The sequence below is a fragment of the Paenibacillus massiliensis 2301065 = DSM 16942 genome, assembly GCF_000377505.1.
GTDB classification, from domain to species: domain Bacteria; phylum Bacillota; class Bacilli; order Paenibacillales; family Paenibacillaceae; genus Paenibacillus; species Paenibacillus massiliensis.
The window spans coordinates 183,296-205,204 of the sequence record NZ_KB898187.1 but is presented as its reverse complement, the minus strand read 5'-3'; the positions used below and the strand labels follow the sequence as shown (position 1 = coordinate 205,204).

The window sequence follows — 21,909 nt, the reverse complement described above, 5'->3', positions numbered from 1 at the left end:
TAATTGTCCATTCTATACAATGAAAATGGTTTTAAACAAAAACTGCGTATAATTTATATTATACGCAGTTTTTAATCGTTATGCTAGATGTGTGTTACTGCGTGAATATAGAAAAAAAGAGGTTCGAACCCGAAGGCTCGAACCTCTCTTTTCCTGCTTGAACATCTTATCCTTGCAATCTTAATTTACAATCTTAATTTACAATCGTATTGAATATGTTTATTGAGCCACCATACCACCATCAACGGTATAGAGTGATGCCGTTACAAAAGAGGCTTCATCAGAAAGCAAGAAGTTCATAACCGCTGCTACCTCTTCTGGCTTACCATATCGGCCAAGCGGAGTCGCTGCTTCATTTGCCGCCTTGAATTCTTCTGCATTACCCGAATTGGCTTCAATCTGTTCCATCATACGTGTCGCAATGGTACCTGGCAGAACAGCATTTACACGAATTCCGAAGGAAGCCAGTTCATTGGCAGCTACTCTAGTAAGACCGATCACCGCATGCTTGGACATAATGTAGGGAGACATCCCTGGTGCTCCCATAAGTCCTGCAAGCGAAGAGGTATTCAGAATGGCTCCAGACTTCTGCTTCTTCATTACAGGAATTACATAGTGCAGCCCAAGGAAGACGCCACGAACGTTCACGTTGTATACCAGATCCAGGCCCTTTACACTTTGTTCTTCGATTGGCCCCATTGGACCTTCAATCCCTGCATTGTTGGCAAAATAATCGATTGTACCGAATTTCTCAACTGCTTTATTAACGTAGTTTTGTACATCCTCTTCTTTGGACACATCAGCTGCTACGGCAAGTGAGTTGGTTTCATTAAGCCCCAGCTCTTGAATAACGGACTGAATTTGCTCCTCTTTTAGATCGACCAGCACAAGATTCAACTTGCGTTCTGCGAAACGACGTGCAAGTTCTTTTCCGATTCCTCCAGCAGCACCTGTGATAATCGCTGTCTTAGCTTGAGATTGAGTCATTATATATCGCTCCCTTTTTTTAAAATACTGTAACTAAATTATAGTAACTAACTTATATTTCTACCTCATCATACACCTGCCACTTATCTATGACAATAATCACTATTCATTGAAATGTCATCTATTGAACAAACACTTTAACAATGTTGAATTAATGATTGATTTTGGACATTTGTAGTAATGATGTTGATTCATTAAGTATTCCCATTTGGGTACAGTCCGATTCGAATGTTATAATGACATAAACATATGCGATCTACATCTTTAAGAAGAGACGGGAGCAGTAATATCATGCTTGATCAGAACGACAGAAGAACAAAGAGAACAAAACAAGCCTTACAGACAGCATTTATTGAACTCGTTCTTGAGAATGGTTACGAAGCCGTTACCATTATGGATATCGCGACACGGGCAGATTACAATCGGGGAACTTTTTATAATCATTATGCAGGAAAAGAGGAACTGCTTAAGGAAATTGAAGAACAATTTCTAATGGGCGTTCAACAAGCTCTATTAGAACCCTATCAAGGAATGGAGCGTGTACTAGCGAACCAGATCTATCCGTCCACTTTGCGTTTGTTCGAGCATATCCAAGAGAATAAAAATAAATTCCTTGTACTTCTCTCAGTAAATAACCAGTTAGGTAACGCGATCTACAATCTACTTAGAAATTCAATGAGAAAAGAAATGCACATTGAAATGGACGCTGCTGGTATTGCCATTGATTACGAGATTATGTTAAGCTACCGCATGTCTGCCTGTGTAGGTGTAATTATGTACTGGGCAGAGAGTGGCTTTAAATATTCAGCAACTTATATGGCAGAGCAAACGCTGATTCAAGTGACCAATAATATTGATGTTATCGAATTTAAAAACAATTGAATTGTAAGGGTCCTTAACGGTAGGCATAACAGAACAAGACCGCCAGCGAACTGGCAGCCTTGTTCAAGCTTAAGCTGTAATTTTTAAGTATCCTTTGCAAGCTGCAATTGGCTTAATACCGACTAATATAACTACCGTTAGAACTTAAGTGTAGACTACGCGTTCAGCATCCGTTAACCGATATTGCGAATTCAAATACTCTACACTGGCTAGCACTTGCTGCTGCACGCTTGGAAGATTCACATGCAGCAGTTGTCCCCCACGCTTTACCATTTTGCCTGCCACGAACACCGTGTCCACATTGGATGGATTGGCAAATTGCACTACAGCACCAATGGGATCCTGTACCGGGAACATATTAAGATCCGACGTACGGATCAGCACCAGATCAGCTTCTTTTCCAGGAGTTAGACTACCGATTGAACGGTCCAGCCCCAGCGCCTTGGCGCCAGTCACTGTAGCAGCACGAAGCACCTGCTCTGACAACAGGTTAAGCTCCCCTGGCATATCTCCGCTACTTATAATTTGCTCATTGACTCTAGAACGCTCTGCCTGTAGCATGAATTTCATCTGTGAGAACAGATCCCCACCTGTGGAAGTGACTACATCCACTCCTAGTGCTGGTTCCCCTCCCTGCTCCAGAAAAAATCCAGTAGCTGGGTAGCCATGACCCATCATCATCTCAACCTCTGGCGTAACGGATAACGAGGCACCGCTGCTGGCTAACAACTTATACTCCTCTGTACTCATTGTGTTACCATGCACTACATTAATATCCGGACCGAGTAGACCAGCTTCATGAAGACGAGTGATAGAATGGTCCTGACTCCCCCAGCTACCAAAACCAACATGCATGGAACAAATTGCATTCAGTTCACGTGCAAGCCGAATCTCCTCCACCGTCGTATCCCAATGGCTAAATTCAGGTCCTCGGATCGCTAGACCCAACGTTAGCAATTGATCCTTCGAGGAAAAGTATTGCTCCGACACTCTCCTGAGATCGGCAGAATAGGTCAAGCGACTGTCCCGATTCCAATATTCCGTCTCACCAGGCACACCATGAGCAAATACTGCCCGAATCCCCGAATCCTGCAGTCCACGAATCAGCTCATCGGTATGCTCCGGCGAATACGGCATGCTCCAGTCCATTAACGTAGTAACCCCAGCATTAAGCGCTTCCAATGCTCCCAGCAAGTTGGCGATGTAGCTGTCCTGTGGGCGAAGCTTGCTTCCCATAGCGCCGTAGTAAAGATTTTGTAAGTAGACTGGCAGTGACCAGTTGGTGCCCACAGTCCGCACGACAGATTCCCACACATGCCGATGCGTATCCACGAAGCCTGGAGTAATGATCATACCAGATGCATCAATCACTTCCACATGCTCATCATCAAGCTTCACATTCGGCTGAATGACTTCGATTCGCTTATGTCGAATGAGAACATCAGCCTTGCGATATGCCCCTAGCTTCGAATCCATCGTAAGCACCCAGCCATTTTTGAGCAGATAGCCTTGTTTCTTTTCCATAACGCATCCTCTCCTAACATATATATTAGGTCGTTAGATGCCATACGTATTCTTGATGTTATTACCGCACTATTCATTACTTATTTCGCATATTCGTATGCATCTGTATTTATTGTATCAAATTACTAATATTCAGTAAATATTTAAATTTCACAGTATATGCCAACCTTCGACAGTCATGATAACAACATTTAACAAAAGGTAATATATTTAACGAAAATTTGCATTAAAATATATACTTTCCATTCAATAAACGTGCTAAAATAGCATGGAAATGATAAATTATGGAAGGAGATTCAAGATTATGATGAAAAAGTGGATGTCTTTGTTGCTTGTTGCTCTGCTCACTTACAGCATCACAGCAGTACCGGTGCAAGCCGGCAAACCAACAAATCCGAATACGGGAGGTGTACCTGGGAGCTGGACGGAAGGAACACCACCTGATCGAATTGATCCATCCAAGCCAGCCATTTTATTCGTGCATGGCTTGAACAGTAGTGCAGGTGTATGGTACGAGAACAACGATATGTATGAAAAATTCCATAGCAACGGGTACCAGACAGCTTTTATCAACTTGTATGACATTACAGGAACATCGCAAAGCATGTGGGACAATGGCCGTTTGCTAGCCGACAAGATCAAGGAGATTAGCAAGCATTTCGGTAAGAAGCTCATTATTGTGGCCCACAGTAAAGGTGGCGTGGATACACAGGCTGCCATCGTACATTACGATGCAGCACCTTATGTACAGCGTGTCATTACCCTTGGTAGCCCCCATCACGGATCACAGCTGGCAGACCTCGCATACAGTAGTTGGGCCGGCTGGCTGGCTGAGCTTATCGGCTCACAAAGTCCGGGTACTGCTTCCGTACAGACCTCATATATGAAATCCTTCCGTTCCCAGACAGATAGTCTAAGTGCTAGCAAAGCTGTTCCCTTTTATACCCTCGCAGGCAACAATTGGTCCTCTGGCAGTACATCGCATTTTTTGGGTGGCCTATATTTATCATCCTTCGGTGACAACGATGGTGTCGTGACCGTGCAGAACTCATATTTGCCACATGCCCGCATGATTAGTGTAGGCTCCTGGAATCATTCCACCGTTCGTACTGGCTCTCATGTATATTCTCTGTTATCTCCTTATTTGCAGCAAAAAGAACCTGCGCAGCTAAGCTCTTCTAGCTTCACATATGACCAGAGTGTAATCCATTCGTCTGCCTCCCCATCCTCTAGCAGCTTCTTCATTCGTGGTGGTAAGCATGATGGACAAGCATCACAGACGCTTATGATTGAAGATGGAGTTGACACGGTCAAACTGGATTGGATCAATGATCAACCGCTGAAGAATCTGGAATTAATGCAGCCCGACGGCTCAATCAAGAGCATTCAACTCGATGTCTATCAGGACTCTGAGGTATTCCAGGGAGCTTGGCACCATACGGCAGTGCTGCAGCAGCCTGAACCTGGGACCTATCAATTGACTGCCTCCACTTCCGATGCTGGTGCTTATCTGATGGTCGCCCAGTTCAATCGTGTTGAAGATTTCAAGATCAGCCTGAAGTCCTCTGGATCTGAAATCAAGCTGCAACAGCAAGGACAAGCCAGTGTTACCGATGTTACGTATAGTGTCTACTACTATGGTAATCCTAGTGACTCCAGTGCATCCCAGCTATTATCCCCTTCCCTCTCAGACAAAGTACATACATCTTCTTCGGGGCTTAAGCTGTCTACAATCAGCCAACCGGGAATCTACAGCATAACAATAGAGACAGAAGGCATCACGGAGAAGGGCTTCCCTTACCGTCGCACCATCGTACAGTCGTTGTACGTTGACGAGGATGGACGCCAATTCGGATTGTAAGTAGGATTGAATTCTTATAGATCGTTTCTTCGTTTCTTTACAATTGGAATAGTTCACAAGCAAAAGAGGACGGATGCCAGCATCTGTCCTTTTTTTCATACATGAAGGCTATTTCTGCTCATATTCATATTCCATATCCATCCAAGCCTTCTTCTCTCCGACTAGGTTTGCTTTTTCTGACGCTCCCGAAACCTGCGCACCTTCATCAGATTTCCGCACATTTTATCATCACAGTATTTTTTGGTGCGACTGCGTGTATCGTCATAAAATACCCAGAGGCAGTCAGGATTATCGCAGAACCGTATTCTACTCCCTTCTCCCTTCACGATTGTCTGTATAAAATCAGCAGCAACTTCAGCCATAACCTGCTGCCAGCTAGATTGCACAGCAATCAGCTTGAGCCGTACCTTCGGTTGCTCCTCCTGACTCTGATCTAGATCAAGCCTGCGGTAGACTGAACCCTTGGCCAAGATCAAATTCAGCCACTCACGATCTTCTTCGTTTAATAAGTCACCATCAGCTAAACGATGAGCCGTCCGCTGAAGCTACTCCCTAAAGCCCCGCATGTTGTCCACCTCTAGCACAGATGCTGGTACTGGTGCATGTAGCTCACTATATTGGGTAAATGAAAAGGAGGCAACACGATGAGTATGAACCTGAAAGACTACATTGAATTGCAAAGGCAACATACGTGGTCTCAAGAGGAGTGGATCGTTCCATTATCCAAAGCGAGTCCATCTGGAGGATAGTGAAGACGTAGGCAAAGCAGCTGCTAGCTGGAGGCAATGAATTACTAAGCTGCAACTGCTTTGCTTTCTCTTGTAAGCTGTCTACTTCTTTTCAATTCAGCATATTACATATTTCTTAGGTAGCGCTATCAAGACTACTTCTTGTCATCTGAAATATGGTTATGAGATTCGCGCAGTAAGTTAACATAATAATTATTATGTTAACTTACTGCGTTTCGTAGTTTGAGGCGGATTGATTTTTTGCAGCCAATCTCTTAACTCTTCTATCGACATTTACTGATTAAATTTTCAAATTTTTATTATTTGGAAATCACCTCATCCAAGAACCTATCTGCATCACTATTAAATTTCCAAACCACTCCAAATTTATCAACCAACATTCCGAAGCAGGATGACCAAGGTACTTCAGATAACGGGATGATAACATGACCTCCTACAGACAAATTAGAAAAGTGATTTTTCATGGTCTGTTTATTATCCATTACAATACTAATAATTATGTTGTTTCCTTGGACCCATTCGCCCGTTACACTTTTCATCGAAGGCACAATATCCGACATCATGATTTTCCCGCCAGCGAACTCGATGGAGGACTCCATGATCATACTTAATTCATTTTCTGGCATTGGATCGTTTGGATCTTGTGGAAGATCGCTGAACTTTACCATTTTCACCTTGCTTGCCATTAAAGCCTCTGCATAAAATGAAATCGCTTGTTCTGCCACTCCATCAAAGTTTAAATATACAATAGCTGCCATAGTATTAAACCTCCTTCTTGTGATAAATGAAGTATAATGTATACTCGGCGACATACGTATGTCACCTTTCTAAAATAAAGTACAACAAATAGAGGAGAATATATGGAGAAGGTTGAGAGATTAATATCTATCATTATGATATTGCTGAGAAGGGATACTGTTTCAACAAAAGAATTTGCACAATTGTTTAACGTTTCCAAAAGAACGATTCTTCGTGATATGGAAACACTGAGTGTATCTAACATCCCGATCTATTCTATCCATGGTATTCATGGTGGCTACGGGATTATGGATGAATACAAAGTGGATAAACGTCTTTTAAGCAGCTCCGACTTAGAGAATATCTTGACTGCACTTGGTGGATTGGAACAAATTCTAATTAGCGAAGAAGTTGAAGTAACCATCAAAAAAATAGAAGCCATGGTTAGTCCATTGTCTACCAAAGGCTCAATCCAACTGTCATTTTATGATTGGGAAGGACGCTCTGAGATTGCGCACACCTTAAGGATTTGCCAAGAAGCGATTGTGAAGAGAAGGTTAGTTACGTTTGATTATATAGATAGAAATGGGAGTACCACGAGTAGAATGGCTGAGCCCTACCAGCTTCATTTTAATGAATCGAGTTGGTATTTGAAGGCATTTTGTTTATCTCGTCAGAGCTACAGAACATTTAAATTATCCAGAATCAATCAGCTTATTGTGAACGAGAACACTTTTGCCCCTAGAGATTATGTATTGGAACAAGAGCAGGAAGCAAATAATCAACCACAATTAGTCCCTATTAAGGTGTTGATTTCGCCTGGCATAGCAGATCAATTCATTGAAAGATACGGTCGAAAATGTATTGATAATTTTAGTCCTGAATACTTCTTGGCCACGATCCAGGTTCCACAAAACAGCATTGGCTTTCAATTCTTAGCAAGCTTTGGAACAAATCTGGAAGTAATCGAGCCGAAAGCCTATGTTGAAGAATTTCGAGATTATTTGATGCATATGGTAGAAAAATATATCTCTACAAGCTCTCCTTAATCCACTGCTCACAGATATACCAACCATTCTATACAGCTAATCATTCTATACAGATAATACAATCCGAATAGCTTGTACAAGTGTGCCTGTGATTCAATTGTTAAGCTTGATAAAAAAATCCAGCTTCTCTTTAGAGTAGCTGGATTGGAAGATTTTTTTGAGTTCACATAATTATTATTATGTTAACCTCATGAGTTGATCAAAGTAAACAATTTGAGCATTTCGCAGAAAGTTCCATATATATCCTATAATGGAGTTGTTTGATTTTTCGGACAACCAAGCTTACGTAAGGCATGACTCATGAGTAAAGCTGCAATCATATAGCACACAATCATGCCAATGACACCCTTCCAGCCATAGTAAATATAGAATACCCCCCCTGCTGTGCCACTCACACTGGAGCCTACATAGTAACAGAACAAATATAGAGCAGAAGACTGAGCTTTATGCTCAGAGGCAAGCAGTCCGATCCAGCTACTGGCTATGGAATGTCCTCCAAAGAATCCGAACGTAAACAGGGATATTCCGAAGATCACAAGCCACAGCTGCTCTGCGAGTGTCAAGACGGCTCCAGCTAAAATGATTCCTGCAGCAACACTAAGTACGATGTAACGACCATAACGATCTGCTAGCCTTCCCATCCATGTCGAGCTGATTGTTCCCATGATATAGACCAGGAATATCCACCCGACCAGAGATTGGCTTAGCTCATATGGCGGGTCCATCAGCCGATAGCCGATATAGTTGAAGAGCGTCACGAAGCTCCCCATCAGTACAAAGCCCAGACCATACAGACAAAGTAGCCGAGGGTCCTTGCACTGCTCCAGCAGCGTGCTGGTCAAGTCTCTAATGCGAAAGCGACGCTTCTGAAAATGTTGGGATGATGGCAGCCAATAGTAGAATAGGACAAAGGAGATCAGGCTAATCAGGCCAATGACCGCCAGGGCCACCCTCCAGTTCGCGACATCTGTCACAATGCCCGTCACTATTCTTCCGCCCATACCACCGATGGAATTACCGCTAATATACAATCCCATCGCATAGCCCAAGCTGACCGGATCAATCTCTTCACTAAGATACGTCATGGCAATCGCAGGTAGCCCAGCCAGGATCATTCCCTGGACAATCCGAAGCAGTAATACATATTCGAACCCTGGACTGACAGCTATCAGCAAGGTAATCACCGCTGCCCCGGCCAAGGAGCAGCACATGATGAATTTCCTTCCCTTCACATCCGAGATCGTCCCTACGAATAACATTGTCACTGCCATAGCAATTGTGCATATAGATAACGATAGACTGGCGACAGCCGGAGATACGTCGAATTCCTTCGAGAACTCAGGCATGAGCGGCTGAAGACAGTACAAAATAGCGAAGGTGCTGAACCCTCCGGCGAACATGGCCAAGCTTGTTTTACGGAACAAGCCGGTTCCTTTTTGAATATAACTCATGCGAGAACCTCATTGCTGATATAGTTTGCGTTCCATATGTGTGATCGACTCGAACCCATCCTTGGTGACAATAACGGTATCTTCAATCTGAAAGCCTCCTGCACCGAGCTCATAGTATGGAACCTCTACACAGAACACCATGCCTTCCTCCAGTTCCCGCTGATCACCCGGAGCAAGTACGATATCATCATATAGCTCCAGGCCAATGGCATGTCCAACATGCTGGCGCCGATAGTGCGGAATTCCATTTTGCTGAACCGTTTGTACCGCTGCTTCAAAAATCTCGGATGCCTTCGCACCGGGCCGCACCAGCTCAAGTGCCCGCTCCCATCCGCTCTTGACAGCTGCAAAGTGATTGCGCTGCCATGGGGACGGAGAACCCAGCACAACGGTTCGACCTGTGTCTGCCCAATAGCCATCGAGCTGACAGCAAAGGTCAAAGCGTACCAGATCACCAGGCTGCACCCGATGGAAGTAACGTTCAATCAGTGGTAACGCGCTGCGTGGTCCTGCCCCGACTGCGACCATCGCAGGCACTCCTCCTGCTCTGACTACTTCTAGCCGGTAATGCTCAGCTAATTCCTCTTCGTGCACATTGGCCGCGATCTTGTGAATAAGCTCTAACTCAATCCGTTCATTTAATGCCGCAACTGTACGAAGACGCTGCAATTCAGTTGGAGTCTTGACCTGACGAATCTCCCGGAACAAGCCATACGCTGAACGGAGCGCCCCTGCAGAAAGACTGTCGCTTAATCGTCCATAGATCGCCGGAGACATCCGCATCTCATCGACGCCCAGTGGTCCATCATTCACATCGAGGTCCTTCAGCGCAGCCCGCAGTGCCTCCAGTGGCCCGGAGTATGTCTGTACTGAGCCTAACAAATGATACAAGAGATCAATATCGGCTGTAGAGGGCTTCCCATCTGGGGAGCCTTCAAGGAAGAAATCGCTGTAGAGATAAATGTCCGCCTCAGGCAGTCCCATCTGGGCAATCACTCCTAGCCGATTGGTCGGCATAATAAGCCGTGGTCTTGCGTTAGCGTTCCGAGGCAGTACGGCATAGATCTGCATCGTCCAGTTCGTCGCCCGTAGCTGTGAACCGATGACGTAGGATACATTTTCAGGTGTGGTGGCAACCAGCGCTTGCAGACCCTCTCGCTCCATAATGTATTCAGCACGTTTCCGATGTGCAGTACTTGCAGAATCGGCAGATACTGTGTTCCTCATCTCCAATGGATTGTTCATGCAGCATATTACCTCCTTGCTTCGTTCTGTATCAACAGGTACCGTCTATCCTATTACTTGTCATGTTGCTTATTCACAAACTTCTGCACCTCAGGCACAGATCGAAGCATCAGCTTCAGTCCGAAGAAGAGCAATATGGCGAACAGCAGCATTAATGTAGAGACTACTGCAATTGTAGGGTCTTGCCATTTTTCCATGTACAGGAACAATTCAATTGGCAGTGTATAATTGGGTGGCCTTAGGATCAACAAAGCGGTTTCTACCTGATCAAACGTGAATATAAAAGAAAGAGCACCACTAAGCAGCAGGCCTAGCTTCATTTGGGGTAAGGTCACCGTGAAAAACACCCGGATAGGTCCTCCCCCCAGATCCGCCGCGGCTTCCTCGTATTCTTTCTTGATGTTAACCAATGTGCTACCCACAATGGCGAGTACGAAGGGCAATACCGTTACCGCCTCACCCAGGATGAGTGCAAATAAGCCCCCGGCAATCTTCAGCTTGGAGAATAGAATGAGATAAGCCACGCCCAGCGCAATTTTTGGAACGACCATCGGTGACATGAAGATAGCCCGCAGTAGATTTCTTCCGGGGAACTCGTAGCGCTGTATGGCAAGGGCTGCAAGCGTCCCTGCGACAAGTGCCAGTATAGTGGAACATAATGATGTAAATACACTATTTCCAAAGGCCTGCAAAAACTGCGGCTGCGACGACAAATTCTCATACCAGCGGAAGGATAAGCCCTTCGGCGGAAATACACTATAAGCCGCAGAATTCAGAGAAGTAATCACGACGATGACCAGCGGGGTCGCCAGAAAAATACATACTAGCCATGCAGCCGCAGTAAGTAGGCCAGTAATCCATAATGGTCTATGCCGCACGCTCCTCGCCTCCTCTCGAACGCAGGAAGGTCAAGCGATCTGCTAGTCGATTTAATAGCCATACTACTGCTGTAGAGGATACGATTAGGAACAAGCTGGCTACTGCAGCAATCGGCCAATTGGTATCCAGGGTCCGCTGATAGATGAATGTCGGCAGCGTCATGACTCGGCCCCCGCCGATTAAAGCAGGTGTCGTGAATGCCGTTAGACACAGTGTAAATACAATCTGAACGCCGGACACAATGCCCCGAACCGATAATGGCAAGGTTATCGTTAAAAAGGTCTGCAGACTGCCCGCACCGAGATCATGCGCTGCTGCCTTCAGCTGGCCTTGCTGCTGATCCAGCACGCTCAGAATCGGAATGACCATGAAGGGCAAGAAAATATGCACGAGTGCGATAATAACCCCTACTTCATTAAACGTCATCTCATATCCAGTGTCCGTGATCCCGCTCTGAATGAATAACCAATTCACAAGTCCCTGGCGGGAGAGCAATACCATCCACGCGTATGACTTCACAACGGCACTGACCAGAAGCGGCATGAACGTGATCAGCAAGATCATCTGACGCCAGGTACCATTACGTAGCTGGGAAATGTAATAGGCCAGCGGATAGGCCAGCAATAGCGTAATTCCGGTTACTTTCAGCGTGAGACTGAAGGTGTCGCGGATAATACTCCAGTAATACGGGTCTGCGAGGAAGGCAATATACGCATCCCATTGAAAGGCAGGCATTAATCTCCCATTCTCAAAGGCATCAAAGCTGTATCTGCCAAAGATGAGCAGCGAGCCGATAAATACAATGCCCATCAAGAGTAAAGAAGGGACAAGCAGCAGGAGCGGCGTTATCCATGACGAGTGCTTCGGCGTCAGCCAGCTCAGCACACGGTCAACCCGATGCTTCACGAGCTTCCCTCCTCCCGGCGAGTCAAATAGATTCCATCCTGCACATTCCAGCCAACCGTCACCATATCCCCCGCCGCATAGCGAATCTTTCCGGGAGCATGAGGGACATTCGCCAGCAAGGTCAATTGCCCATCAATGCGAAGCTCGTAGCGGAGCAGGGTACCTGCATAATGAACCTCTGTGACGAGTGCCTTCAGTCGATTATCCAGTTGCTCTGCCTCTTCTCCCATACGAATATACTCATGACGAATGGAAATGTCTCCACGCTCGCCCAGCTCGACCTTGCCTGTCTTTGGCGGCTTCACATGTATGGTGAATTGTCCCTCCACTGTAGTAATCGTCATACGGGCCTCATCCATGCTTTGCACCTGAGCCGGCAGCAGATTGGTATCACCGATGAACTTGGCCACAAATTGGTTCACAGGCTGCTCATAGATTTCATCCGGTGTACCGTACTGTAGCAGAACCCCCTGATGCATGACGCCTATACGGTCTGATACGTTCAAAGCCTCGCTCTGATCATGGGTTACGAAGATAAAGGTCGTGCCCGATTCACGTTGGATTCGCTTAAGCTCCTTCTGCATATCTAGTCTTAGCTGCGCATCCAGGGCGGACAATGGCTCATCCAGCAGCAATACCTTCGGCTCATTGACGAGCGCTCTTGCAATGGCTATCCGCTGGGCCTGTCCTCCCGAGAGCTGAGAGATCGCGCGACGTCCATAGTCTGGTAGCTGCACCAATGCCAAAGCTCGTTCTACCCGCGAACGAATCTCGGTCTTGGGCAAGCGCTTCATCTTAAGTCCATAGGCTATATTATTGTAGACATCCATGTGCGGAAAGAGTGCCAGCTGTTGAAAGATCATGTTCGTGTCTCTTCCATAAGAAGGGACACGGGTCACATCCTTCTCAGACAGATAGATGGAGCCTTCATCTGGCAGCTCTAAGCCTCCCAGCATCCGCAGCAGTGTGGTCTTCCCACAGCCGCTTGGTCCAAGCAGAGAGACGAACTCTCCCTGCTTGACCTGAAAGGATACATGCTTGACAGCAAAGTTGCTGCCATATCGCTTCACCACCTGACGCGCTTCGATCGCTGTTTGATTCCCCGTTACGGACATGACTGTGCCTCCTCTTGTGCGCTTCCCTGTTGCTGGTTACAGCTTGGTCTTGACAATTCGATCCCACAGGTCTTTCCAGACTGAGGCATTCTGAGCCATGGTAGACCATTCAGGATTCAGGCCCTTATTCTGCTCCTCTACGGAGAAGGAAGGATCATCCTTGAATTTGTCTGGTACCTGTGCAGCTGTACTCGTGAACGGTGTGCCCGTTGCTTCGGCGTATTTTTGCAGATTTTCGGCAGCCAGCAGCTCATTAATGATTTCATTCGCTACTCTGATCTGTTCTGGTGAAGAACCTTTGACTACCTGTAGTGAGTACGGGAACGATACGAAGCCTTCCTTCGGAATTACGACCTCAAGCGGTGCTCCTTCCTCATCAATCCAGGTCTGTGCAGTCTGCGAGCTGAACGGTGCAATCAACGCTTCACCAGAGATCAGCATATTCTTGAGTTGGTCGTTAGAGGTAACTAGTGTACGAATCTGATCCGTGTGCTCAGCCCAGAAGTTGAAGGCAGGCTCCGGATTCTCGTAGGTTGCTCCCAGCTCCTGACCCTTCAACTCAATGACGGGTGCGATATAGGCATAGAACATGTAATCCCAGAGGGCAACCTTATCCTTGAACTCTGGATTCTCCCAGAGATCGCTCCAGCTGGTTGGAGGTGTCTTCACCAGATCCTTGTTATAGACAAGAGCGAAATTCGTGACCCCCCATACAATGCCGCGATTATCCGGTGTGTGGTATTGCTCCGGTATATCCTTCATGTTCGTGACGATCGTTGGATCAAGCGCTTCCCACATATCATCGTTAATCCCCTTGGCGGAGGCATCTGCATTGAAATAACCGAAATTCACAACCGGATTATTCGGGTCTGCATTTTTGGCAGCAACCATTTTCGGATACATGACGGAGTTAGAAGATTCCTCAAAGGTCACTTCGACATTCGGATGATTCTTCACATATTCGGCAACGACTTCCTTAGGAACGACATCCTGATTCGCACCCGCCCAGATGAACATGGTGAGCTTAATTTTCTCACCGTTATCTCCAGATGCTGCAGGATCTGCGGGTGTAGCTGCTGGCTCTGCTGCATTTCCGCATGCGCTTAAGAGGAGCATCGTGAGTGTAAGGAGTAACGAGAGCCAGGTCGCAGACTTTCTAAATGGTTGTTTCATGAACAATTACCTCCCTTAATAATGAGCTAACGATAATTTGCCTTCCCTAGATCTTCAGATTAGACCATCACCGAACGCCAATATAGGCTAGCTAATCCAGGGCTATGCATATTGCGATACAATGCTCTGATGAAGCTGATTCATGATCGTGGCAGCGTCTGCTGGTCGAGGCACCTCCCCTCGCAGCGCACGTGCATCCATATCCTGCATCGTACGTCGTTTCAAATAATCGCGTAGAGCAAGAGGATATTGCAACAGCGCTGCATTCACGGCGAGCTGCAGCTCATCAGTCCATACAGTCTCATAGTCTTCACGCTTAGGGCCGAAGTCGAATGGAGACTGCTTGCGTTCTCCTCCCGCCCGTACTGCTGCAGTCTCGGCTTCGTTAACTTCATCGTCATGAATCACAACGCCATATTCGTCAAGAGCTGACTCTGCTGACAGTAGACCATTTCGCACATCCTGGTGAACCTGATCCGTCGCCCGTTCATAAGGATGACCATATCCACCACCACCTTGGGAGAAAAATGTAACAGAATCACCCGGCTGTAGCAGTAACTCATCAATTCGTCCCGTCACCAGCTCATCGGGCAATCCAGCATTCTTCACTGCTATGCCAGCCGCACCAGCCTTGCCCCCAAGTCTGCCCCATGGCTGAAACTGCATCCTCTCCATATTCCGCGCCGTCAGTACTGTATCGGGACTAAGTACCTTGAGCTGTAGCTCAATTCCCGAGCCCCCGCGATACTTGCCAGCTCCAGCTGAATCCGCCCGCAGCCCATAACGCTCGATCAGGATTGGCATATCTGCTTCTACCGTCTCTGCTGGAATATTCCTGAGATGGCCGACGGCAAAATCCATGCCATCAATGCCATCCTTCATGGGCCTTGCGCCTGAGCCCCCGCAGATCGGCTGAATGACGCCCACCTTGCGCTTGCCTGTTACCGGATCGGTCATGGCAAGCATGACAATGGCAGCCTGTCCAGCGCCAGCCGCAGGCAGCTTGTTCTCCTGCGCCTTGCTCAGCGCACCTGTTAACACATCCATGAGACGGATAAATGTCGCCGCACGGGCACCGATCGCAGCTGGAAATTCCGGGTTCAGAATGCTGGCTGGTGGTGCATCATTGGAAATCATGCGAACCATACCCGAGTTCCAGGGAATGGATGGGTCCAGTGTTCGGAAATACCGAATCAGTGCTGGCACTAAGTAATAGTGTCCTTGCTTGTTCAGCGTAGGAATATTAAAGGAAGCTCGCACTTGTGGATCGGTCCCCTTGAAATCAAGAAAAATCTCATCAGCCGCCACGACCATTCGACAGCGCAGGCGTACCGGGTAGCCACCGGGACCATCCTCAATGTAATCCCAGAATTCATAAGCACCGTCAGGAATGTCCTGTATGATCTGTCGAACCCGTACTTCTGCGTAGGACAACAAATCCTCGATTCCCTGCTCTACCTTCAACAGACCGTAACGGGTGATTAGCTCCTGTATGCGCTGCTCTCCACGATGAAGCCCTGCCATGAGAGCACGAAGATCCCCCCAGTTCTGATCGGGAATACGGCAGTTATCAAGAAAAATGCGCAGCAGCTGCTCATTCAGCACGCCCTTGTCATAAAGCTTCATTGGCGCGAGTCGGATTCCTTCCTGATGAATGTCATACGAGCTCGGCGAGACACTGCCAGGTACCTTGCCACCCACATCCGAGGAATGAATAAAGCATAGGCCGTAAGCTACAATCTTGTTGTCATAAAAGATAGGCTTTAGCAAATATACATCCGGCAAGTGAGTAGCCATCCCACCTGTGGAATATGGATCATTACAGATGACAATGTCACCCTCATGCCATTCCCCAATGGTAGCCAGTACATCTTCTACCGGAATACCAAGCGAAAGGCTGTATCCCGTATCCAACGGGGAACCAAAGGTCTCGCCTGTGGCTGACAGCAGGTAAGTACCGAAATCTCCCGTCTCTTTGACGAAGGCCGTAAAGCCTGTTCTCAGCACCACATTTGCCATTTCCTCAACAATTGCCTGTACCCGGTTTTTGAATATCTCCAGAAACACACGATCTGTTGCAATGCCTTCGATCTGGGTATCAACTTGCTGACCACTCATGCTTCCACCTCCCCAACGATGTTACCCTGCTCATCAGCCTGTACCCGGTAGCCTGGTGGAACGAAGACAGTCGTATCATACTCCTCGACGATGACGGGCCCTGAGAGCCATTCCTGAAGAGATAGACTCGCCCGGCTAACAACACTAGCCTCCCACTCGCCCCCATCGAACTGAATAAGGCGGAAGTCGCTAACTATACTCTCTGTCTGCCGAAGCGGTTGATGCGAGCCTGCTGGCTTGCGGGTTACACCGACAATTGTAACTCGCAAGTTAACAAAGGACACAGGCGCACTCTGCTGACTGATGCCAAAAATGCTTTCATATTGGCTGTGAAAACGCTCGATAGCCGTCTGAATCCATCCCCAACCCTCCTCAGCATGAGCTGGGAGCTGCACTTCAATATCAAAGGCCTGACCCTCATATCGCATGTCCGCACTGTAGAGCAAGTAAGTCGATTCCAGCGGTATCCCACGACTACTCTCTTCCTCCAGCCACCGTTGCCCTTGCCCAGCTAACCTGGCGTACAGCTGCTCCAATTCTCCGTCCTGCAACTGATCCCCACTCTTATATAAGGTGTGTACAAAATCATTTCGCAGATCCGCTACAATGCAGCCCGTCGCGCACAGGGTGCCGGGGGATGGAGGAATGAGCACCTTTGTAATACCTACCTCTCTTGCTAGAAGAAAGGCATGTGTTGGACCTGCTCCTCCGTAAGCCAGCAACGTGTAATCACGCGGATCAATCCCTTTGCGTGCCATCAATGGAGTGAACTGGGCATACATATTCGAAGTCGCCACATCCAGAATGGCCTGCGCGGTGTGCGTGGGGCTCAGCCCAAGCGGGCTACCCAGCGCGGCAAGTGCTTGCTTGGACAATTCAGGATTCAGCTGCATGCCTCCTCCCAAAAAACGGTCAGGATGGATTATTCCCAGTTGTACATAGGCATCCGTCGTGGTGGCCTGCTCTCCGCCTCTGCCATAGCAGGCTGGACCCGGATCTGCACCAGCGCTCATCGGACCGACCTTGAGTACCCCCGCCGAGTCAATCCAGGCGATAGAGCCTCCTCCGGCACCAATCGCTGTCACATCAACAGCCGGGATAATGACCGGAAAATCACCGATTTGATTCTCAGTAGAATATGCAGGTTCTCCATCAATCAAGGCAACATCTACGCTGGTTCCTCCCATATCGAAGGTAATAATCTTGTCCATACCAGCAATTCTTGCTACATAGGTAGCTCCGATTACGCCAGAAGCTGGACCAGATAACAGTGTCTTTACCGGCTCTGCTGCCGCTCTCTCTGCTGTCATCACCCCGCCATTAGACATGGTGGATAGCACCTGTGCATTCATCCCGCGCTCTCTTGTCCCTTGTAAAAGTCCACGGAAATATTCACTCATTCGGGAGCCTACATATGCGTTCATCACAGTGACCAAAGTCCGCTCGTATTCACGTTGCTGTGGCCACACCTCACTACTGGAGCACACGAATAGCTGTGGGAATTCCCGGCGGATCAGTTCCACAGCCTGCTGCTCATGTGCCGCATTGTGATATGCATGCAGGAATGAAACTGCTATGGCGGTTACTCCCTCTTTTACAAGAGCCTGGACTTCTATCCTGAGTTCATTCTCATCTAATGCCTGATATTCGCGCCCACTCGCTAGCATTCGTTCGTCTACCTCACGCACGAGATATCTGGGAACTAAAGGTATTGTCTTGTCCCCATACAGGTCGGTCGTGTTCTCCAACCGTAGACGACGGATCTCCAGCACATCCCGGAACCCCTTCGTTACTAGCAGTCCTGTGGTAGCGCCATTACGTTCAATGAGCGTATTTACCCCAAGTGTAGTGCCATGCACGAACAGCTCTACCTCAGCAGGCTGTATGTTTCTTTCCTTTAACTGCTCAATCGCGTTAAATATCGCCTGCTCCGGTGCCGAGGGTACCGAAGGTGTTTTGAGTGCGTGCGTGTGACCCGCTTCATCTGTTAGCATGACATCTGTAAATGTCCCCCCGATATCAATGCCGAGCCTGTATGTTGACATGTCTGTTCCCCCTAATTGCCAGTCCAATACCTCATGCTGCCTAGCCCTGACCTAGAATGTCCCTCGCTTGTGAAGAACGTTATTGCTGAGCATGAATCTGATCGTAATATTTATGAACATCCTCAATCATCTGATTAATGTGCGTAACCATGGCCGATGCTGCTTCATACGGTGAGCCGGTGGCGATACATTCTACAATCTTCTGATGATCGACGACCAGCTCGCTCCCTACAGACCTGCGAATCAGTGCAGTAGCGGGAAGATGTGCTCCTTCACCCCATACGAGCTGCAGTGCATGCAGAAGAATGAAATTACCTGAGGCTTTGGCGATTAATTCATGGAATTCCCGATCCTCCTGGATTGGAATCTTACCATCAGCCATTAATTTATTCTGGCGCGCAATGGATTCCCATAGCATATTTACCTGCTCCTCTGTAGCATGCTGAGCCGCCAGCCATACGGTCTCTCTTTCGAGGGCTCGTCTTGCGACAAGCAGATCAATTAGCGACTGCTTGTCCGATACATGCAGAGCCTGCATCAGCTTGGCGTTGTCACGGAACTTGGCCAGCTCCCGCTCAAGGCTCTTGAGCCTCTCTCGTCCGGTTGTTGCAAGTACACGCCCTTTTCGCCCCACACTTTCGGTATAGCCCAGAGCATCGAATTCCATCAGCTTTCTGCCGATCGAAGCCTGACTTAGTCCGAATTCCTTGTCCATGACTAGCACGAGCGTCGTCGCTCCTACAGGCGTATCGTATTTGGAAAGGTGTAACAACAGATCGTGCTCCAGCTTTAATTGCTCATAATCCTTGGTCAGCATGTAAACCTCCACATCATTACTTGTTACTAATCAGAGATGATTAACGAGTCTCGAAAAAGCAACATACAGTTATTTTTCGGATTATATTACCAAATTTTTCTTATATAATCATTATTTATCAATTAGTAGACTCTTGGTCTGAGAGGGATTAATTACGTTGAATACCAATAAGTTCCCTCGCTCTGATATAAGTCATTTTAGCTTGTTTATGAGATCATTTCCATATATTTGTATCAAATTGATATCATATTTTGTAATTTTATAGTATTAAAATGTGACTAATTTTAGATTAGAGCATCTGTTCTCCAGACTACTGATCTGAATTAGGGTGATTATATTCCCTCTCACAAATGTTTGTCAATAATTCTTATGAGTTAACTTGGTATAATTCATTTTGAATTTTACTCTTAGATTGATTATAATTTGATTGATTATGTAACTATCAATGTTTCATTTACTGCAATAACAATTGGAGGTCTATTGATGAATATTGAAATTTGGTCCGATTATATGTGTCCATTCTGCTATATTGGCAAACGCCGTCTGGAGCAGGTGCTTGCCACATTCCCTCACCGGGATGAAGTCGAAATTACATTCAAGAGCTTTGAATTAAACCCAGACGCCGAGCTCAATAGCGGAAAAACAATCAAAGAGGAGCTATCTGCAAAATACGGCGTAAGCCTGGAGGAAGCGCAAGCCATGAATGATAACATGAAGGCTAACGCAAGAACTGCAGGACTGGAGTATCAGATTGATGACATGGTGCCAACCAATTCATTCGATGCTCACCGCTTGACACATTGGGCAGCTGCTAATCATAAGATGCTTGAATTAAGTGAGCGCTTGTTCGAGGCTGTGTTCATGGAAGGGAAGCATATCGGGCAGCCAGATACGCTAGGGGCTTTGGCTGCTGAAGTGGGGCTGGATCGAGAACAGGCGGCGTCCGTGCTTGCGAGTGATCAGTATGCAGCTGAGGTTCGTTCGGATGAGGCTGAAGGTAGCCAGCTTGGAGTTCGCGGAGTGCCATTCTTTGTGTTCGATCGCAAATTCGCGGTGTCAGGCGCACAGCCACCAGAGGTATTCAGAGACGCGCTTCAGAAAGCCTGGGCAGAGAGATCACCCCTGACTGTGCTGAATTCCACTGATGACGATGGCGGTAATGTCTGTACAGACGAAGGCTGCGATATTCCTAAGTCTTAATCTGGAATAAGAGCTTGATAGGTTCAATTCATTAGCTTCAGCTTCAAACACGAGTAATATCAAAAAACAGTCCGATATAGCTTGAGTAATCTTCCAGTCAAGTCATGGCATGTAGTGCCAATAATGTTGACAAGAGCATTCCTCGGCTACCATCGGACTGTCTTTTGGACTAGACCCAACTTGCTATACACTCATCACCCTACTGTTACCTGTTACCCTTGCACGTATTGCACGAAATGGTTAAATTGTTGATTAGTCTTCTTGATCGGTTGCTGAATCCTCCGTCTTAACAGATGGCTCCGTATTGGCCGCTCCCTGCCTAACTGACATTAAAGGAATACAATGCCGCTCTGGTATGAAGATCGTATCTCGCAAGACGATGTCTGTCGGATTGTAGCCACGCAGTGCAATCTCAAAGGCTGACAATCCTACATTCCATTTCTCACGGAAGCGCTCCGCATTCTCCATCGACGTTAGTCGGTAGCCAACCTGTGCTGCGGTGTACTCAAACGTTCCCTGTCCCTTATGATAGATAAATACATCCTGTGCCACCCACAGGGCATACCCTGCAATCCGAATGCGCAGCGAGAGATCGTCATCCTCATAATTCCCTGGAAAAAAACGTTCATCCAGCCCGCCAATCCGCTCTAGTACCTCTCTCTTGATCAGCATACAGAAGCCAATCAGCTTATGGGAATAAAAGCCTTGGCCGTGATGCGTATTAGCTCGGTGTGCAGCGTATGCATCAATGTCGGCTACATTGTTCCCGTTATAATCGTACACACACTGTATCGGTGCAACATGAGTCGCTACAGGCCCCACCGCCCCTAACTCGGGTTGCTTTTCCAGGCGTTGCATCAATCCACCCAGCCAATGCTTCGTTACGATCGTGTCATTATTCAATAGCAGCAGGTATTTACCCTCTGCAGCTAGTAGACCCTGATTGCATCCAGCCGCAAATCCCGCGTTATAGTCATTACAGATAAGTCTGGACTGTGGAACCGTCTTCAGGTACTCCACGGTGCCGTCAGTTGAAGCATTGTCTACAAAAATTAGCTCGAACGGCTCCGGAGTATGTCTGAAGATGCTGTCCACACAATCACGTGTCATGTCCAGACCGTTATGGGTCAGAATGATAATAGATGTTAGGCTCATAGGCCGCCTCCTTTC

At 47.2% G+C, this 21,909-nt stretch carries 18 protein-coding genes; 4 read left to right on the top strand and 14 right to left on the bottom strand.

The annotated features are described in order from the left end of the window. Positions 1-219: 219 nt before the first annotated feature. The gene (locus D328_RS0107505; RefSeq protein WP_018884364.1) at positions 220-987 is read right to left on the bottom strand and encodes an SDR family NAD(P)-dependent oxidoreductase; all 768 of its coding nucleotides are present in this window, start codon (positions 985-987) and stop codon (positions 220-222) included. Between the two features lie 291 nt (positions 988-1,278). Between D328_RS0107505 and D328_RS0107500 the strand changes: the two genes are divergently transcribed. Beyond that, positions 1,279-1,869 carry a TetR/AcrR family transcriptional regulator gene (locus D328_RS0107500; RefSeq protein WP_018884363.1) on the top strand — a complete coding sequence of 197 codons (591 nt, stop codon included), beginning with the start codon at positions 1,279-1,281 and terminating at the stop codon, positions 1,867-1,869. A gap of 144 nt (positions 1,870-2,013) precedes the next feature. Here D328_RS0107500 and D328_RS0107495 read toward each other — a convergent pair whose 3' ends face one another. After that, the gene (locus D328_RS0107495; protein WP_018884362.1) at positions 2,014-3,393 is read right to left on the bottom strand and encodes an amidohydrolase family protein; all 1,380 of its coding nucleotides are present in this window, start codon (positions 3,391-3,393) and stop codon (positions 2,014-2,016) included. Between the two features lie 304 nt (positions 3,394-3,697). Here D328_RS0107495 and D328_RS0107490 point away from each other — a divergent pair, with 304 nt between their 5' ends. Beyond that, a complete protein-coding gene (locus D328_RS0107490; protein WP_018884361.1) occupies positions 3,698-5,254 on the top strand; it encodes an esterase/lipase family protein in 1,557 nt (518 codons plus the stop codon). Positions 5,255-5,415: 161 nt separating this feature from the next. Here D328_RS0107490 and D328_RS31470 read toward each other — a convergent pair whose 3' ends face one another. Next, positions 5,416-5,730 carry a CGNR zinc finger domain-containing protein gene (locus tag D328_RS31470; RefSeq protein WP_018884360.1) on the bottom strand — a complete coding sequence of 105 codons (315 nt, stop codon included), beginning with the start codon at positions 5,728-5,730 and terminating at the stop codon, positions 5,416-5,418. Between the two features lie 572 nt (positions 5,731-6,302). Next, positions 6,303-6,761, bottom strand: coding sequence for a VOC family protein (locus D328_RS0107480; protein ID WP_018884358.1), 459 nt, complete (start codon positions 6,759-6,761; stop codon positions 6,303-6,305). A 102-nt stretch (positions 6,762-6,863) separates the two neighbouring features. Between D328_RS0107480 and D328_RS0107475 the strand changes: the two genes are divergently transcribed. Beyond that, complete coding sequence (locus tag D328_RS0107475; RefSeq protein WP_018884357.1) at positions 6,864-7,790, top strand: helix-turn-helix transcriptional regulator; 927 nt, start codon at positions 6,864-6,866, stop codon at positions 7,788-7,790. A gap of 245 nt (positions 7,791-8,035) precedes the next feature. Here D328_RS0107475 and D328_RS0107470 read toward each other — a convergent pair whose 3' ends face one another. The 9 genes from D328_RS0107470 to D328_RS0107430 all read right to left on the bottom strand — a co-directional run bounded on the left by D328_RS0107470 (position 8,036) and on the right by D328_RS0107430 (position 19,539). Next, positions 8,036-9,241, bottom strand: a complete 1,206-nt coding sequence (locus tag D328_RS0107470) for an MFS transporter (protein ID WP_018884356.1) — start codon at positions 9,239-9,241, stop codon at positions 8,036-8,038. A gap of 9 nt (positions 9,242-9,250) precedes the next feature. Continuing rightward, on the bottom strand, positions 9,251-10,486 hold the full coding sequence (locus D328_RS0107465) for a M24 family metallopeptidase (protein WP_018884355.1): 1,236 nt from the start codon (positions 10,484-10,486) through the stop codon (positions 9,251-9,253). A 53-nt stretch (positions 10,487-10,539) separates the two neighbouring features. Then, on the bottom strand, positions 10,540-11,364 hold the full coding sequence (locus tag D328_RS0107460) for an ABC transporter permease (protein ID WP_018884354.1): 825 nt from the start codon (positions 11,362-11,364) through the stop codon (positions 10,540-10,542). Next, a complete protein-coding gene (locus D328_RS0107455) occupies positions 11,354-12,271 on the bottom strand; it encodes an ABC transporter permease (protein ID WP_018884353.1) in 918 nt (305 codons plus the stop codon). Before D328_RS0107455 ends, D328_RS0107460 begins: the two co-directional genes overlap by 11 nt. Continuing rightward, positions 12,268-13,386, bottom strand: coding sequence for an ABC transporter ATP-binding protein (locus D328_RS0107450; protein ID WP_018884352.1), 1,119 nt, complete (start codon positions 13,384-13,386; stop codon positions 12,268-12,270). Before D328_RS0107450 ends, D328_RS0107455 begins: the two co-directional genes overlap by 4 nt. 36 nt (positions 13,387-13,422) lie before the next feature. After that, positions 13,423-14,559, bottom strand: a complete 1,137-nt coding sequence (locus D328_RS0107445) for an ABC transporter substrate-binding protein (protein ID WP_018884351.1) — start codon at positions 14,557-14,559, stop codon at positions 13,423-13,425. A gap of 102 nt (positions 14,560-14,661) precedes the next feature. After that, on the bottom strand, positions 14,662-16,677 hold the full coding sequence (locus tag D328_RS0107440; protein ID WP_018884350.1) for a hydantoinase B/oxoprolinase family protein: 2,016 nt from the start codon (positions 16,675-16,677) through the stop codon (positions 14,662-14,664). Then, complete coding sequence (locus D328_RS0107435) at positions 16,674-18,722, bottom strand: hydantoinase/oxoprolinase family protein (protein ID WP_018884349.1); 2,049 nt, start codon at positions 18,720-18,722, stop codon at positions 16,674-16,676. Before D328_RS0107435 ends, D328_RS0107440 begins: the two co-directional genes overlap by 4 nt. Before the next feature lie 79 nt (positions 18,723-18,801). Further along, a complete protein-coding gene (locus D328_RS0107430) occupies positions 18,802-19,539 on the bottom strand; it encodes a FadR/GntR family transcriptional regulator (protein ID WP_018884348.1) in 738 nt (245 codons plus the stop codon). 483 nt (positions 19,540-20,022) lie between these two features. On the opposite strand from D328_RS0107430, the gene D328_RS0107425 reads away from it, so the two are divergent. Continuing rightward, positions 20,023-20,739 (top strand): DsbA family oxidoreductase, encoded by a 717-nt coding sequence (locus D328_RS0107425; RefSeq protein WP_018884347.1) that lies wholly within the window; start codon positions 20,023-20,025, stop codon positions 20,737-20,739. Positions 20,740-20,991: 252 nt separating this feature from the next. On the opposite strand, the gene D328_RS28535 is transcribed toward D328_RS0107425, so the two are convergent. Next, positions 20,992-21,894, bottom strand: coding sequence for a glycosyltransferase family 2 protein (locus D328_RS28535; protein ID WP_018884346.1), 903 nt, complete (start codon positions 21,892-21,894; stop codon positions 20,992-20,994). Positions 21,895-21,909: the final 15 nt, after the last annotated feature.

Coding starts and splice junctions, on each gene's coding strand:
- D328_RS0107465 (WP_018884355.1), bottom strand. CDS start 10,486: ATGAACAATCCATTGGAGATGAGGAACACAGTATCTGCCGATTCTGCA.
- D328_RS28535 (WP_018884346.1), bottom strand. CDS start 21,894: ATGAGCCTAACATCTATTATCATTCTGACCCATAACGGTCTGGACATG.
- D328_RS0107425 (WP_018884347.1), top strand. CDS start 20,023: ATGAATATTGAAATTTGGTCCGATTATATGTGTCCATTCTGCTATATT.
- D328_RS0107450 (WP_018884352.1), bottom strand. CDS start 13,386: ATGTCCGTAACGGGGAATCAAACAGCGATCGAAGCGCGTCAGGTGGTG.
- D328_RS0107445 (WP_018884351.1), bottom strand. CDS start 14,559: ATGAAACAACCATTTAGAAAGTCTGCGACCTGGCTCTCGTTACTCCTT.
- D328_RS0107430 (WP_018884348.1), bottom strand. CDS start 19,539: ATGCTGACCAAGGATTATGAGCAATTAAAGCTGGAGCACGATCTGTTG.
- D328_RS0107475 (WP_018884357.1), top strand. CDS start 6,864: ATGGAGAAGGTTGAGAGATTAATATCTATCATTATGATATTGCTGAGA.
- D328_RS0107490 (WP_018884361.1), top strand. CDS start 3,698: ATGATGAAAAAGTGGATGTCTTTGTTGCTTGTTGCTCTGCTCACTTAC.
- D328_RS0107495 (WP_018884362.1), bottom strand. CDS start 3,393: ATGGAAAAGAAACAAGGCTATCTGCTCAAAAATGGCTGGGTGCTTACG.
- D328_RS0107505 (WP_018884364.1), bottom strand. CDS start 987: ATGACTCAATCTCAAGCTAAGACAGCGATTATCACAGGTGCTGCTGGA.
- D328_RS0107435 (WP_018884349.1), bottom strand. CDS start 18,722: ATGTCAACATACAGGCTCGGCATTGATATCGGGGGGACATTTACAGAT.
- D328_RS0107470 (WP_018884356.1), bottom strand. CDS start 9,241: ATGAGTTATATTCAAAAAGGAACCGGCTTGTTCCGTAAAACAAGCTTG.
- D328_RS0107440 (WP_018884350.1), bottom strand. CDS start 16,677: ATGAGTGGTCAGCAAGTTGATACCCAGATCGAAGGCATTGCAACAGAT.
- D328_RS0107500 (WP_018884363.1), top strand. CDS start 1,279: ATGCTTGATCAGAACGACAGAAGAACAAAGAGAACAAAACAAGCCTTA.
- D328_RS0107480 (WP_018884358.1), bottom strand. CDS start 6,761: ATGGCAGCTATTGTATATTTAAACTTTGATGGAGTGGCAGAACAAGCG.